The sequence below is a fragment of the Kurthia sp. 11kri321 genome (assembly GCF_001534765.1).
GTDB classification, from domain to species: domain Bacteria; phylum Bacillota; class Bacilli; order Bacillales_A; family Planococcaceae; genus Kurthia; species Kurthia gibsonii.
This window is the reverse complement of record NZ_CP013217.1, coordinates 1,005,913-1,022,115: the sequence shown is the minus strand read 5'-3', so window position 1 is coordinate 1,022,115 and position 16,203 is coordinate 1,005,913. Positions and strand designations below refer to the sequence as shown.

The window sequence follows — 16,203 nt, the reverse complement described above, 5'->3', positions numbered from 1 at the left end:
CTTTTAATGTGTTTTTAACTCTTGCGAAAACTGTTTCAGAAATGTATAAGCAAGTGTACGTTCAATTCTTTGCAAAGCGCCAATAACCGCACCTCCAACGGGCGAGACTTTTGGTGCAATAAAAACATAGGGTAATTGTTTTTTCGCAATAATAATTGACAATAACTCCTCATATAATTCAAAATTTGTAAAAACGCCACCCATTAGTACAACGGGAATAAACATTCCTTTTTGCCATTCTGTTTGTTTTCGACACGCTTCGATTGCCTCAATAAATTGAGCACAAGATGTCTCAATAATTTCTCTAGCTATTGAATCTTTTTGAAGTGCAGATTCTTCCACATATCGACTTAAAGAAGCAATATATGTGCGTGGGTGCTCTTGTGAATAAACACAATGGACTAATTCGGGCACATTTTCAACACCACAATGCTTTAAAACTTTTGTTGTCAATATCGTTTCAGGTCCTCGTTCTTGCAATATGTACAATGCCTAGTTTTCGAAGTGTATCTGCATATAAAGCGATACACGCGTCACTCTCTATTATAATCGAAACTTCATCACCATAAAACCTTTTGAAAATAGAATAGACACTTTTTTCTAATCCCATTTCCATTACTCCAACATGCCTAGCAAAATAACTTTTAACTAAATGAAAAACAACAGGATTTCGCTCTTGTAAAAAGTGGAAATTTAACTGTCAACTCTAACATGTGACGATTTAATTTTCACAAAGTTTCTTCATTAGATGAAGTGCTTGATTTAATACATTTTCACCGTTCATCATACCGTAGTCGGACATGCTAATAACATCTAGCGGAATACCTGTACCTGCTAACTTTTTATCGAAAGATGATTTTAAGTAACGGACTTGTGGTCCAAGTAACAGGACATCAATTGATTTGTTGTCCATTGTTTTTTTACTTCATTTTCTGCAATGGCAAAAATATCTGCCTCCATATTTTGTCTCTGTGCTACTTTTTACATTTCGTTACGAGTAAATTTGTACTCATCCCTGCTACGCATACCAACATAATCGTTTTCACTGTGCAACTCCCCTTTGAAATGTAAACGTTTTCTTGATTTGAACATAGCATTTATTGATATATACCACAACTTTTTTCACATTTTAACTATTAATTGCATTGGTACATTTAGATAAAATAATACTATCAAAGCTTTGAATTTAAGTGGTATAGTCCAATTTTCTCCTTATTTAAAATACTCATTGAAAAGACAATTACTTTTCGGAAAGAGTTGATTTATTTCTGAAATAATCTCACCATCTACTTGTACACATTGGCGATAAAGAAGTTGTTCAATTGGGTCATAACCAGCAACTAAAGAAGCCAAATGTTGGATTGAAATCGTCCATAAGCGTGTAGTAGGTTTTATTATTATTTCTCAACAGATCCTTTATGGATAGGAAAAACACCTTCATTCCAAAGTGCAAATGTACCCAGAACTTGTATATAAAAAGAAATATTTTTTTGGTAATGTCAGTTATGTAAAAAAAGCATATACATCTACAATACGGAGCATCGTTTCTCGTTTTCGTTGTTGTTTAATTTGTGGTTTAGTAAATGACAACATAAATTTCTGTTCTATTGATATAACACCTCTTACTTTATCAATACTAGAGGCATGCGAAAAAACATAACGCTAAATTGCTTCTTCTACTGAATAGTAATCATGGACTGTAAAGTGTAAATTTCTATAAAAACCCCCTCGATGTTTTAAAAAAAGCCATCCGAAAATAGCGATACAATTACCCTATTTTCAAGATAGCTTTTATTTAATTTATAATAGATTTTCAATTACATAATTTTCGATGTCAGCTGATGTCGTTAACGTTAAAATATGATCAATGTGTTTTTTCATTTCAGCTTTTGATAACTTCGAAATTTGAGCACGTGCATGTAAGATAGATGAAGCACTCATCGAGAATTCATCTAAACCAAAACCAAGCAAGATTGGGATGGCAATCTCGTCTCCTGCCATTTCACCACACATGCCAACCCATTTACCATTTGCATGTGCAGCATCTATTACATTTTTAACTAAACGCAAGATTGCTGGATGGTAAGGTTGATATAAATAAGATACTTTTTCGTTCATACGATCAGCAGCTAATGTATATTGAATTAAATCGTTCGTACCAATCGATAAGAAGTCAGCCTCTTTTGCAAATAAATCTGCAATGACTGCAGCAGAAGGAATTTCTACCATCATACCCACTTCAATATCATCTGATACTTCGAACCCTTCCTCAATTAATTCAGCTTTTACTTCCATTAAAAAGTTTTTAGCTGTACGGAATTCATCGAGTGTCGCAATCATTGGGAACATAATCTTTAAATCCCCATGAATACTTGCGCGTAATAATGCACGTAATTGCACACGGAATAATGAGCGCTCTTCTAAGCATAGACGAATTGCACGATATCCTAAGAAGGGGTTCATTTCCTCTGGAAGCGTTAAATAACTCAGTTCTTTATCCCCACCTATATCAAGTGTACGAACTACTGTCTTACGCCCTTCCATTTTCTCAAGAACTGTTTTATATGCTATATACTGCTCTTCCTCGGACGGAAAATCATTACGGTCCATGTATAGGAATTCGGTTCTAAATAGACCTACACCATCCCCACCATTTGCTCTCACAACCTCCGCATCATCTGGTCTACCTATATTCCCTGCAATTTCGACGTGATGACCATCTCGATCTACACTTGGTTGGTCAATATAAGCACGAAGCGCCGCTTGTTCTGCTTCAAAGGCTTCTTTCTTTTGCTCATATTCGTTTACAACTTCTTGCGTCGGGTTGAAGATTGCAATACCTGTTGAACCATCTAATACAACCATTTCATTATGTTCAACAGATGTGGTCGCGATTTTTGTACCAACAATCGCAGGTATTTCAAGCGTACGTGCTAAAATAGCGGAGTGCGATGTACGTCCACCGATATCTGTTATAAAACCTTGTACAAATTGTTTGTTCAATTGTGCTGTCATAGATGGTGTTAAATCATCTGCAATAATAATGACGTCCTCTGCAATAGTGGTTAAATCTGGTAAATCAACTTCAAGTAGCTTAGCGAGAATACGTTGCGAGACATCACGAATGTCGGCAGCACGCTCTTTCATATATTCATTATCCATTGATTCAAAAGTAGCTATAAATGTGGAAGCCACTTCATCTAGTGCAGCTTCAGCATTTACACCTTTATCAATTTTACTTTCTATTGTCATACGCATTTCTGGATCTTGTAAAACAAGTAGATGTGCAGAGAAAATTTCAGCATTTTCTTTTCCAAACTTTTCAATAGCGTGATTACGAATCAACTCTAACTCGATTTTTGCAAGATCGATTGCGCGCTGTAATCGTGCTTTTTCCTCTGAAAAATCTTTTATTTCGTACTTATCAAAGGTTAAGTTTGGTTCTACAAGGCGGTAGGCTTTAGCAACGGCAATACCATTTGAAACGCCAATTCCTTTAATCTCCAACATACTATACCTCTACTCCAATACCTTCTTCTAGAATTACTGCACCTGCTTTTTCTACCGCTGCCTCTTCATCACTACCATTTGCTGAAATTGTAATAATTCCATCTGCTGGAATTCCTAATGCCATAACACCCATAATTGATTTTAAATTTACTGAACGACCATCATATGTTAATTGAACATCCGATGAGAACGGTGTTACCGCTGATACTAATAGTGTACATGGACGTGCATGTAAGCCTTCTGAGCTTGTAATTTTATATTGTTTTTCCATTCTAAAAACCTCCATTTAATTAAAAGTTAATACGGTGTTCATATTGCTTCATATAAAATGCATTTGTATTTCCTTCTTGTTCAACGTTATTACTCACAAAAATAGGAAACGTTTTTTTGTCATCGTGAAATAATTGCACAACGCGCACAATGACTTCATTTAATAATGTAACGCCTGCAAGAGTTGATACTGGACCATAACGCAAACCGTTTTGCTCCATAATACCATCACCAAGTGGTACATGTGTATTTAATACCACATCTGCATAGGTTTCTAATCTTTTTTTTGTTGGATGTTTAGAAGATTGTTCACAATATGCTAATGATTGCAGTGTTATCACAGGTATACCCTTTTCTTTTGCTCGTAAAGCTATCTCAATCGGTACAGCATTTTTTCCACTTGTTGAAATAACAATAAGTACATCATGAGATTGAAATTCAAAATGCGACCAATATTCTTCGATGTGCGAAAGGTCCTTTTCATTTTCTGAAGATATTTCTGCACCTTTATGCAACATGAGTGGTTCGATGCATACAGCTTTAGCTGGTACTAAACCACCTGCTCGGTAATAAGCCTCTTGAGCAATTAATTGCGAATGACCACAACCAAACAATTGCAAAATGCCCCCTTGTTCAATAGACTGATAAATTATATTTGCAGCTTGTTCGATTGCTTGTTGCTCTTGTTCTTCTAGTACTTGAAGAAGATTCGCCACTTTTTGCAAATAGATGCTCATTCTTTCACCTCTGAATTTCACTAATAAATTTATAACGATCTGCTCGATAAGAAGAACGTACCAATTCAAATGGTCTTCCATCCGTTAAGTAACTAATACGCTTAATCATTAGTACAACTGCAGATGGATCAATTTGAAGATACTTACTATCCTCTTTTGCTACAATAGAAGCTTCCATCTGCTGAATCGCGTTCCCAATTTTCAAACCATATGTGTCTTCTACCAAACGATAGAGCGAACCATTAAATGATTCTTCTGTTAAATTAGGTAAAGCTCTAACTGGAATATACGTACGTTCGATTGCCATCGGTTGCTCATCTGCATTACGAATTCGCACGATGAAATATACTTCTTCGCCTTCTTCTAATAGTAAATCTCGTGCTATATCAAATGGTGGTTGTTGTTTTTCAAACTTAATTAATTTATTACTTGGCACTAAACCTCTCGCACGCATATCTTCTGTGAAACTCGTCAAACCGTTCAATGGCTGTTCTAATTTAGGTTTTGATACAAAAGTACCTCTCCCTTTTTCACGATACAATAAGCCATTTAATACAAGATTTGTGATTGCTTGGCGCACTGTCATACGACTTACTCCAAAAATCACAGATAATTCTCTTTCTGAAGGAATTGGCTCTCCCACTACATATTCACCCGAATCGATACGTCTTTTTAGTTCTTCTTCAATTTGGACATAGATTGGAATATGTGAACTTTTGTTTACCAAAATACATCATCCTTTACATTTTGTGCGCTTCAAAGACAACTTTACCTTTTTTAATAGTCTTTTGTACAATCAAATCCTGGTCTAATAAGACAAAATCTGCATCTGCACCAACACAGATTTTCCCTTTATTTAATTCGTTCAACTGTTGCGCTGCATTTGCTGATGACATAGCTACAAGTTCTTCCATTGTACAGTTTGTTAATTGTTTCATATGTCTAAGAGCTGCATCCATTGTGAGCACACTGCCTGCTAAAGCACCATTTGAAAGGTGTGCTCCTGTTTCTGTTACATGTACTGTTTGACCACCCAAATCATAGTCACCATAAGGGACACCCTTTGCACGCATTGCATCTGTAATTAAAATAATGCCAGATGCACCTTTCATACGATATGCTAATTTAACTGCTTGTTCGTGACTATGAATAAAATCGACAATTAACTCGACTTTAATCGCATCCAGTAATAAACTTGCTCCCACCACACCAGGTTCTCGGTGATGGAATGGTCGCATCTGATTATAGAGATGTGTTCCTTGTGTCGCACCATAATTTACTGCTTGTTCCACCTCATCGTACGTTGCATCAGAGTGACCAATCGATACAATGACTCCTTCTTTTGAGACCGCCTTCACAAATTCAAAACCATTTTCTACCTCTGGTGCTACCGTAATTTCCTTTATTTTATTTCCACTTAGTTGCTGCCATTTTCTAAAGAGTTCAATAGATGGTGGAATAATATATTCTTCTGGTTGTGCACCTACACGATGAATGGATATAAATGGCCCTTCTACATGGACACCTAAAACTTCTGCTTCATCTTCTGTATTTTCAAAATGTGCAATGGTTTGTAGTGCTGATTCAATGGCTTCTATTTTTTGTGTCATTGTTGTGGCTAAAAAACTTGTAACCCCTTCTTTGACGAGTGATTTTGCCATCGTATGCAAAGCATCTTCGGTAGCATCCATTGTATCTACACCGGCAGACCCATGGATGTGTAAATCGATGAACCCTGGAAATAGATACTGATTTTCTCCATCTATTTCTTCAGTTGTTTGTTGCGTTAGAGATGAACCAATAGCTATAATTTTTCCCTCTTGAATCACTACATCTTGATTTTCAAATGACTGATCGGCATTGACAATATGCACGTTTTTTATTTTGACTGTAGACATATGTGCTTTATCATCCTTTCTATTTAAGTAAAGGACAATGCAGGAGAAGTTTCTCCCGCATTGTAGTGATTAATTATTTTGCATCAATAATACTTGCTGTACCTGCTTCTTGATATCCTGATTTTTTCAGCGTAACTTCTTTTCCTTGTGAATTTGTGAAGACAACTGGCGTTACGAGCGATGGAACTTGTGAGCGAATCGCTTCAATATCCACATTCATTAATTTGTCGCCTCGTTGAATAAATTGATTAGCTTCTACAAATATTTCGAATCCTTCACCATTTAATTTTACAGTGTCTAAACCAACATGAATGAGAATTTCCATCCCATTATCTGCTTGAATACCAATCGCATGTTTTGTTGGGAATACCATCACGACTTTACCGTCAACCGGTGATTGAATAACACCGTCTTGAATATCAATACCAAATCCAGGTCCCATTGCTCCAGACGCAAATGCTTGATCTGGAATGTCTGCAAGTGGTAAAAGTTTACCTGTAATCGGCATTTCAAAATCTCCTGGAATGAACGCTTCATTCTCTGTTGGTGCATCTTCTTTTAATGCTGTAATTTCAATAGATTCATCTTTTAATGGTGGATTCCCAGCTTTTATTCGATTTTTAATTGCTTCTGCTAGGAACTCAACAGATGTTCCAATAATCACTTGTACATTGGTTTTACTAATTTTCATAACACCACGTGCGCCATATTTTTTTAATTCTTTTTCATCTACTTTTTCTGAATCTTTTAATGTCATACGAAGACGCGTTGTACAATAATCAACTTGTTGAATATTATCTACGCCACCTAATCCTTCGATAGTATGATACGCTTTGGCTTCTAATACTTCATCTCCAGACATACCTACCATATCTGCTTCTTCTTCCTCATCTTCACGTCCTGGTGTTTTTAAATCCAGTTTGCGAATTAAGAAGTAGAAAATAACAAAGTAAAGTGCACCGAAGACTAAACCAAGAGGTATCAGTAATAATGGATTTTCAGCTAACCTATAATTTAAAAGATAATCAATAAAGCTAGCGGAGAAACCAAAACCATCACGGAAGCCTACAATGTAAGCAACAGCAAGTGAAATACCTGTTAATACGGCATGAATTCCATATAAGATTGGTGATAAGAACATGAATGAGAATTCAATTGGTTCTGTTACACCTGTTAAGAATGCTGTAATACCAATCGATAAGAACATACCTGCTACAAGCGGACGTCTTTTCTTTTCTGCTGCTAAGAACATCGCTAAACATGCAGCTGGTAAACCAAACATCATAATCGGGAAGAAACCAGCTTGGAAATGTCCTGCTGTTGGATCCGCTGCTAAGAAACGTGGAATATCACCTTTTACAATATTTCCTGCTGTTGTCGTAAATGTTCCAAAATCAAACCATACGACTGTATTAATAACATGATGTAAGCCTGTTGGTATTAATAATCGATTTAAAAAACCATAAATCCCTGCACCAAGAGGCCCTGCACCTATCATCCAATTCGCTACACTATCCAGTAGTGCTTGAGGGTAGCCCCATAACACACCTAAAATTGCCCCTAAAATTGCCATGACAATCGATGTAATGATGGGAACAAACCGTCGACCACCGAAGAAGGAGAGCCATTCAGGGAATTGAATATTACGGAATTTATTATAAAGTAGACCTGCTGTCACCCCTGAAATTACACCACCGAACACTCCCATATCTAGTTTGTCATTAACGGACCCTAAAACAGCTACAAGTACTAGCTGTGCAATCAAACCGGCTAAAGCCGCAGCACCTGCACCGTCAACAGCTAATCCCATCGCAATACCAACAGCAAAAATAATGGGTAGATTGCCTAGAATTGCATTACCTGCAGCTACCATAATAGCAGCTACGTATTGAATCCATGCAATGTCGATATGCCCTAACATATCATCCGAGCCGAATCGTACTAGTATTGCAGCAGCTGGTAATGTCGCAATTGGAAACATTAAAGACTTACCAATTTTTTGTAAAAAAGCCAACATGTTTATCCCACTCCTTTGTTAAAATTTTCTTCTTGGTATAGTTGTCTATACCAATTATAAAGCGTTTTCACAGACTTGAAAACCCCTTTATATAATTGTTCTTTTCCCTTTATAATTGGTATGAAACAAAAAAACAGATTATCGTTGCTAAAATAGCTTTTTTCGATAACCTGTATAGTTAAAATTATTTTTGAATTTTTTGTAAAAGCGGGTGAATAACGAAGTGAATCATCTTCGCTTCATTCGGATCACCTTTTGCACAAAATTGATGCGTTGGGAAGGAGTAGGGTTCCATCTGCATTTCAATATACTTCTGAACGAATGGATTTGCTTGAATTGCTTGCATCGCATACTCTTCTTCATCCAGTTGGTATGCCAACATGAAAACCCATGTTAACCATCTAAACAAAGCCGTGTCTTCAATGGCTGTTTGTAATAAATCTTCTAAAATTTTTGGTTGATCAATTAAAAAGTGTAAGCACGCATAGAAATAATATAGTATTGTATGCTGCCTTAACTCATTGAATGGAATGTCTGACAAAATGGCTAACGCTTCCTCAAAACGTCCTTGTTGATATAATAATGTAGTTTTGAGTAAATAAATCCGATTGCGATTCAACATTGTAATTGGATAGTCTTGTAAAATAGCTAAACGTTCATCAGCTGTTTCATATTCCGATAAAATAATTTGGGCATCATGATTATTCGGGTCATAGTTTAATGCTAAACGTGCTAGTTCATATCTCTTACGTTCGCCATCTTCTAAAAAAGCTTCGTATGCATACTTTTGTGCTTTTTCATGTTTTTTAATTGGTTTATATGGAATATGTTCAAGCTTTTTTTCCATACGTTTTTCATCTAAATCATTTGTAAAAATCATTTTTTCTAAATGTTTATGCATTTGCCATTGTTTGAATTCATCCATTGTTGCGTCTGTACCAACAAAATAAATAGCTTGTCGAATTTTATCAAACATAAAAACATCAAAATCTTGTTCAAAATACATCGAAATTTTCTTACTATAACGTGCAATTGTACTTGGTGATACATCAAAAATCGTACCAAGTCTTTTTTGTGTGATGACACGTGGAACAAAGTCGTAGCGCATACCAAAATCAAGAACTGCTGCAATTAATGCCTGTTTTTTTCGCACATGCTCAATACGCTGTTCTTCCATGAGATAGTTGAAAAATAGACATGTCAAACGATCACTCTTTACATCTAAATCAAGAAATAACATGTCTAAATTAACAATAAGCTGAAGTACTTCAACATTCATTCCTTTTTCATCTGGTTGTAATACTGGGTTTTCTGTAATCAAGTCTAATAGACAATCCAATAAACTTTCTTTAAAAAAAGCTTCTAATTCTTCATGCTTCGATTGTTCGAAGCGATGGAACCAACTATCTAACAAAATCTCTTGAGAAGCTTCTAAAATAATAGCACTACTTAGTAGTCCATAAAAACGCTCATTTACACCTGGTACGACATGTCCTAAAATCAAATTACCTTCTACTTGATCTTCCAAATCAACATCGGCTAAATAAATACATTCACCTGTCCAAATATGTTCAGCAATCACATAGTCTTCATAGAAAAACTTCATTCGACCAACAAAATAATAAGGTGTTTGCCAACTAGATAAAATGAGATGTGTTTTTGGTTGGACAATCGCTTTCATCTGCTCGATTAGATGATACCCCCACTCCAAACGATTCTCAGTAAAGAAATAAAGATCCGTCAATAAATGTTGGAGTGTGGCAGAATCAATTTGCTCTTTAAAACATTGAAGACGCTCTATACCAACCCACTGTTGAAGCGCAATCAGTTCTTCTGCAGTTGGATGTTCAGATAGAAAAGTTTGAACAACTCGGCCTTTAATCGCTGTCCAATGTTTTTCAAGTGTATTATTTTTTTTAACGAAACAACACATACTCGCTTTCTTGCCACTCTGACAAGGACATAGTAGTTCTTCGTATGCCACGTAAGTCACATCCTCCCATTTATTCAATATAAATAAAAAAACTCCGATTCAATATGGAATCAGAGTTTTGAAATGTGTCAATATTAAATACAAATCCCGATTGTGCCGTCCATTAATGCATCGTTTGAACCCGCTCTCCGCAGGTGGGTGTTCGCACTCTAGAAAAATCATGTTCTCCGAAAAGACATACCTTTTCCTAAAGAATATAAAACTCCCTTATCATTAGTGTTCGGTTAAAACTGATGTATGTGTGACGAACACATCAGGATTTGTATTACAGATAATATAACATAAGCAATCTGTATATTTCAAATCATAAGCATCTTCTATCTGTTCCATTTTATCCCTTTATTATATCACTATAAGTACTAAAGGGAAATAATTCCTTTTAAAAATTCAAAATAAATTCATACTTCAACTATAGTTATTTATTTCCCTGTTTTATGTCTTCAAAACAATATTGTATATACTTTAGTAAGTGATTAAAAGTCTAGAATTTAAAAAAGAACTTTGGCATGAATTCATACCAAAGTTCCTCTCATTTTTAATTAATCTTCGTCTGCTAATGTTTTTACACGGATGTGTAATTCATCTAATTGTGCAGTTGATACATCAGAAGGTGCATCTGTTAATAAGCAGCTTGCTGATGCAGTTTTAGGGAATGCAATTGTATCACGTAAGTTATCGCGACCTGCAAGTAGCATGATGAAACGGTCAAGACCGAATGCTACACCACCATGTGGCGGTACGCCGAATTCAAATGCATCCATTAAGAAACCGAATTGTTCTTGTGCTTGTTCTTCTGTGAAACCAAGTAATTTGAACATTTTTTCTTGTAATTCTTTTTCATAAATACGTAATGAACCACCGCCAAGCTCGTAACCGTTTAATACGATATCGTATGCTTGTGCACGAACTTTACTTGGGTCTGTATCCATTAATTCTAAATCTTCATCGAATGGACGAGTGAATGGGTGATGTGCTGCTGTGTAGCGACCTGCTTCTTCATCATACTCAAGTAATGGCCAGTCTGTAATCCATAGGAATGCAAATTTAGACTCATCGATTAACTCTAAATCTTTACCTAATTTTTTACGAAGGGCGCCTAGAGCATCTGCCACGATTGCTGGCTTATCTGCTACGAATACTAATGTATCACCAGGTTCTGCACCCATACGTTCCATTAATTTTACGCCGTAATCGTCTTGGAAGAACTTACCGATTGGACCTGTTAAGCCTTCAACACCTGTTTCTGTCACTTTAATCCATGCAAGACCTTTTGCACCGTAACGACCAACAAATTTTGTTAATTCATCTAAGTCTTTACGAGAGTATTTGTCGTTTGCACCTTTGATATTTAAACCTTTTACTTGTTTACCATCTGCAACAGTTTGTGCGAATACTTTGAAACCACAACCATCTACAACATCTGATAACTCGATTAATTCTAAACCGAAACGAACATCTGGCTTATCTGAACCGTAACGTGCCATTGCTTCATCGTATTTCATACGTTGGAATGGACGTGGGATGTCTATGCCTTTTACTTCTTTCATTACTTTTTGAATTAAACGCTCATTGATTTCTAAGATTTGCTCTTGATCTAAGAAGCTCATCTCCATATCGATTTGCGTGAATTCTGGTTGACGGTCTGCACGTAAGTCTTCATCACGGAAGCAGCGTGCGATTTGGAAGTAACGCTCGAAACCTGACACCATTAATAATTGTTTAAATAATTGTGGTGATTGTGGTAAAGCATAGAATTCACCATCATGTACACGTGAAGGTACAAGGTAGTCACGTGCGCCTTCTGGTGTTGATTTTGTTAAGATTGGTGTTTCAACTTCTAGGAAACCTTCGTCTTGTAAGAAGTTACGTACCACTTTCGTTACGTCTGAACGTAGTTTGAATGTGTTATACATAACTGGACGACGTAAATCTAAGTAACGGTATTTTAAACGTAAATCTTCATTTACTTGAATACGATCTTCGATTTGGAATGGTGGAGTTTTTGCTTTGTTGATTAATGTTACACGGTCAACATACACTTCAATCGCACCTGTGTCTAAGTTCGGGTTCACCATTTCTGGTGTACGTGCGCGCACTTCACCTTCTACTTCGATAACATATTCACTACGGAATGAATCAGCAAGATCTAGTGCTTCTTGTGAGTTCTCTGGTGTGAATACAACCTGTGTTAAACCTGTACGGTCACGTAAGTCGATGAAGATTAATCCACCGAAGTCACGACGGTATTGTACCCAACCTTTTAATACAACGCGTTCGCCTACGTTTTCTGCACGTAGTACGCCACATTCATGTGTTCTTGTAGCCATTATTTTATCCCCCAATTATTGTTTATGTGTTAATAAGTAATTGACAACATCATGGAATGGTACTTTTTCTTGGTCACCTGTTTCCATGTTTTTAATGTTGACAGCTTGTTCTTCTAATTCAGAACTTCCTAAAACCATCACATATTTTGCTTCAAGACGATTCGCTGCTTTCATTTGTGCTTTCATCTTACGACCTGCATAGTCGATATCTGCTGAAATACCACGCGCGCGGAATGAACTTGCAAATTCAACTGCTTTTAGTTTCGCTGCATCGTCCATTGTCACGATATATAAATCAAGTGCATTTTCTGTATCAAGTGTTACTTCCTCTGCTTCTAAAGCAAGTAATAAACGTTCAATACTCATCGCAAAACCGATACCTGGTGATTCAGGCCCACCAATTTCCTCAACTAAACCGTTGTAACGACCACCACCACAAAGTGTTGTAATCGCACCGAAGCCTTCTGCTGTACTCATAATTTCAAATGTTGTGTGATTATAATAATCTAATCCGCGCACTAAATTTGGATCAACAACATAGTCAATACCAAGTGCATCTAAGTACATTTTCACTTGTTCAAAATATGTGGCAGATTCTTCATTTAAATAATCTGTTAGTTTAGGTGCTGAAGTAGTTAATGGATTCTCTGCATCTACTTTACAATCTAAAATACGTAGTGGATTTTGCTCCAAACGTTTTTGACAGTCTGAACAGAATTCTCCAATATGTGGTGCAAAGTGATCAATTAATGCTTGGCGATGTGCTTGACGTACTTCTTGATCTCCAAGTGAATTAATGACTAATTTTAAATGCTTTAATCCCGATTCTTGATAGACACGCATCGCTAATTCGATAACTTCCGCATCAATTGCCGGGTCTTTTGAGCCAATCGCCTCTACACCAAATTGAACGAACTGACGATAACGACCTTTTTGTGAACGCTCATAACGGAACATTGGTCCTAAATAAGATACTTTAACAGGTTGGTCAGGATTACCAAACATCTTGTGTTCCACATATGCACGTGAAATCGATGCAGTTCCTTCAGGACGTAATGTCATTGAACGACCACCACGATCTTCGAATGTGTACATTTCTTTTTGCACGATATCTGTTGAATCACCTACACCACGTTGGAATAATTCTGTTGATTCAAACATCGGTGTACGAATTTCTGGATAACGATAGACATTTGTTAGATGGCGCATAACACCTTCTACTTTTTGCCATTTTTCCACTTCACCTGGAAGTATATCTTGTGTTCCTCTTGGTACTTTAAAACTCATACGATTTAACTCCTTTCACTTCATTTTGCCTGAATGATTGTGCGCAATATAAAAAGCTCTCGCCTCTTGCATTACGCAAGGGACGAGAGCTGTATAAGCTTCCGCGGTTCCACCCTAGTTGATTTATACAAAATCGCATAAATCCTCTCAAATTCGGATAACGGCCGACTCCGTTCTCCCCTACTATGATTGCTCATTTCGAAAAGAAACCTCTCGAGTGTTATTCATCTACTCGTACTATTGAAAAAGATTTCAGCCACGTCTTTTTCTCTCTAAAACAGTCTATAGAGTTGACTACTTGCTCGGTCATAGGTGATATATAATTCATTTCAGATTAACTAATATGATAGAGTTTTCCCTACCTTCTGTCAACATCTATTTACGTAAATATAAACTGACTTATCTGACGAATCCCCAATTTCCTAAATAAAAAGAGCAATAAAGTGAAGCTATTTACCTAATTTTGAATATATACATAAAAAATATTATTAAAAATACATTTTTTTAAAGTTATTATAGCTTTTTAGTACCTAAAGCATATACAATGTAAGAAAGGAGGAGAATTATGGTCAACTTTATTCAAAAAAGTAAAAAATTAGGTATCGCTCTGTTGCTACTAATTGCAACAATTTTAACCGCGTTACCAGCAACAAGTTCTGCCGCAACAACGACACAGTACAAGGTTAACACATCCAGTTTAAATGTTCGTTCGGGTCCTTCAACGAATTACAAAGTCGTTTTCACGTTGAAGAAAAACACCGTCGTAACGAAACAAGCAACAAAGGGTTCTTGGTTTAAAATCAAATCAGGTTCAAAGACTGGCTATGTTTCTTCTAAGTACTTAACGGCAGTGAAAAAAGTAACAGTAAGTTCTGCAACATCAACACAATACAAGGTGAATGCTTCAAGCTTGAATGCCCGTTCTGGTCCTTCAACAAATTATAAAGTCGTGTTCACATTGAAAAAGAATGCAGTCGTAACAAAGCAAGCAACAAGCGGTACATGGTTCAAAATTAAATATGGTTCGAAGACAGGTTATGTATCTTCTAAATATTTAACTGCGATTAAATCATCTGAAACATCTACATCTTCTACACCTGCAAAAACTACATACTTCTATGTAACAGAACAAACGGGTCTATCACTTCGTTCTGGTGCTGGCGTAAACTACAAATCATTAGGTGTAACCGTTCCTTTTGAAGCAAAAGTAAAAATCCTAAAAGAAAACAAAAATAATTGGATTCAAGTTACGTACAAAGGTAAAACAGGTTGGATTAATGCCCATACAGCTTATGGTTTTAAATCAACAACAAGTTTCGCTTTCACTTCAGTGAAGGTGACAAAAACAACATACCTTGTTATGAAAGGTAATTCATTAAATGTACGTAAAATGCCAAATGTAGCAGCTCCAAAAGTAGCATCTATTGGCATTGGCTTCACAGGTAAAGTACTTCGTACATCAAATAATAACTGGGTTGAAATTGAATATAGCAATAGTAAACGCGGTTGGGTATCTGCTAATACAGATTTAAGTATTTTAACAGATAAAATCGATCAAGTTGGTAACCCAAGTAGCAAACCATTAAAAGGTTTGAAATTCGTAATCGATGCTGGACATGGTGGTAACGATTCAGGTGCTGTTGGTACAGACTTAAATGGTAAACGTGTAACAGAAGCTGAATTAACATTAAAATCGGCAAAAGCAGTACAATCTAAAATCGAATCACTTGGCGGCACAGTGTTTATGACACGTACAGGTACAGGTGCACTTTCTTCTGACAAAGTAACCGATTTAGGTTTACGTGCAAAAGCGGCAGCAAAATACGGTGCAAACGCATTTATTAGCTTACACTATAATTCAGCAACACCTGCTGCTGAAGGAATCGAAACACTTTATTACAAAGCCGATTCAAAAGAATTCGCAAGTACAATTCATAAAAATGTAATGGAAGCTCTTAAAGAAGAATATAATGGTATTAAAGACCGCGGTCCAAAATTCCAAAATGTTATGGTATTACGTGAAAATACAGTATTTGCTACATTAGTAGAACTTGGTTTTATCTCTAATAAAACTGAATTAACACGTATGAACACAGATAAATACCGTGCAACGATTGCAGAAGGTATTGCAAACGGCGTATTGGAATACTACTTCGGTGAATAA

The 16,203-nt window shown here is 36.3% G+C and carries 11 protein-coding genes, 1 other RNA gene, 1 pseudogene and 1 other annotated feature; of the genes and pseudogenes, 1 reads left to right on the top strand and 12 read right to left on the bottom strand.

The window, feature by feature from the left end; translation table 11 throughout:
- Positions 1 to 3 precede the first annotated feature (3 nt).
- From ASO14_RS05210 to hisS, 12 genes and pseudogenes are all read right to left on the bottom strand, one after another.
- Entirely contained in the window at positions 4 to 453 is a 450-nt protein-coding gene (locus ASO14_RS05210; RefSeq protein ID WP_068452415.1) for a BadF/BadG/BcrA/BcrD ATPase family protein, read from the bottom strand.
- A gap of 268 nt (positions 454 to 721) precedes the next feature.
- A pseudogene (locus ASO14_RS05205) lies at positions 722 to 1,046 on the bottom strand (PTS sugar transporter subunit IIB).
- A gap of 754 nt (positions 1,047 to 1,800) precedes the next feature.
- Entirely contained in the window at positions 1,801 to 3,510 is a 1,710-nt protein-coding gene (gene ptsP / locus ASO14_RS05200) for a phosphoenolpyruvate--protein phosphotransferase (RefSeq protein ID WP_068452411.1), read from the bottom strand.
- Between the two features lies 1 nt (position 3,511).
- Positions 3,512 to 3,781 carry an HPr family phosphocarrier protein gene (locus tag ASO14_RS05195; protein WP_068452408.1) on the bottom strand — a complete coding sequence of 90 codons (270 nt, stop codon included), beginning with the start codon at positions 3,779 to 3,781 and terminating at the stop codon, positions 3,512 to 3,514.
- A 19-nt stretch (positions 3,782 to 3,800) separates the two neighbouring features.
- A complete protein-coding gene (locus ASO14_RS05190; RefSeq protein WP_068452405.1) occupies positions 3,801 to 4,517 on the bottom strand; it encodes a sugar isomerase domain-containing protein in 717 nt (238 codons plus the stop codon).
- A gap of 4 nt (positions 4,518 to 4,521) precedes the next feature.
- The gene (locus ASO14_RS05185) at positions 4,522 to 5,244 is read right to left on the bottom strand and encodes a GntR family transcriptional regulator (protein WP_068452402.1); all 723 of its coding nucleotides are present in this window, start codon (positions 5,242 to 5,244) and stop codon (positions 4,522 to 4,524) included.
- Between the two features lie 13 nt (positions 5,245 to 5,257).
- A complete protein-coding gene (gene nagA, locus ASO14_RS05180; protein ID WP_068452399.1) occupies positions 5,258 to 6,415 on the bottom strand; it encodes an N-acetylglucosamine-6-phosphate deacetylase in 1,158 nt (385 codons plus the stop codon).
- Between the two features lie 73 nt (positions 6,416 to 6,488).
- The gene (nagE, locus tag ASO14_RS05175; protein WP_068452396.1) at positions 6,489 to 8,432 is read right to left on the bottom strand and encodes an N-acetylglucosamine-specific PTS transporter subunit IIBC; all 1,944 of its coding nucleotides are present in this window, start codon (positions 8,430 to 8,432) and stop codon (positions 6,489 to 6,491) included.
- 184 nt (positions 8,433 to 8,616) lie between these two features.
- Positions 8,617 to 10,416 (bottom strand): hypothetical protein, encoded by a 1,800-nt coding sequence (locus ASO14_RS05170; protein WP_068452394.1) that lies wholly within the window; start codon positions 10,414 to 10,416, stop codon positions 8,617 to 8,619.
- A gap of 89 nt (positions 10,417 to 10,505) precedes the next feature.
- Positions 10,506 to 10,688: non-coding RNA, 6S RNA (gene ssrS / locus ASO14_RS05165), on the bottom strand.
- A gap of 276 nt (positions 10,689 to 10,964) precedes the next feature.
- A complete protein-coding gene (aspS, locus tag ASO14_RS05160; protein WP_068452392.1) occupies positions 10,965 to 12,752 on the bottom strand; it encodes an aspartate--tRNA ligase in 1,788 nt (595 codons plus the stop codon).
- A 15-nt stretch (positions 12,753 to 12,767) separates the two neighbouring features.
- Entirely contained in the window at positions 12,768 to 14,039 is a 1,272-nt protein-coding gene (gene hisS, locus ASO14_RS05155) for a histidine--tRNA ligase (protein WP_068452390.1), read from the bottom strand.
- A gap of 75 nt (positions 14,040 to 14,114) precedes the next feature.
- Positions 14,115 to 14,358, bottom strand: a binding site (T-box leader).
- A gap of 246 nt (positions 14,359 to 14,604) precedes the next feature.
- On the opposite strand from hisS, the gene ASO14_RS05150 reads away from it, so the two are divergent.
- The gene (locus ASO14_RS05150) at positions 14,605 to 16,203 is read left to right on the top strand and encodes an N-acetylmuramoyl-L-alanine amidase family protein (protein ID WP_068452388.1); all 1,599 of its coding nucleotides are present in this window, start codon (positions 14,605 to 14,607) and stop codon (positions 16,201 to 16,203) included.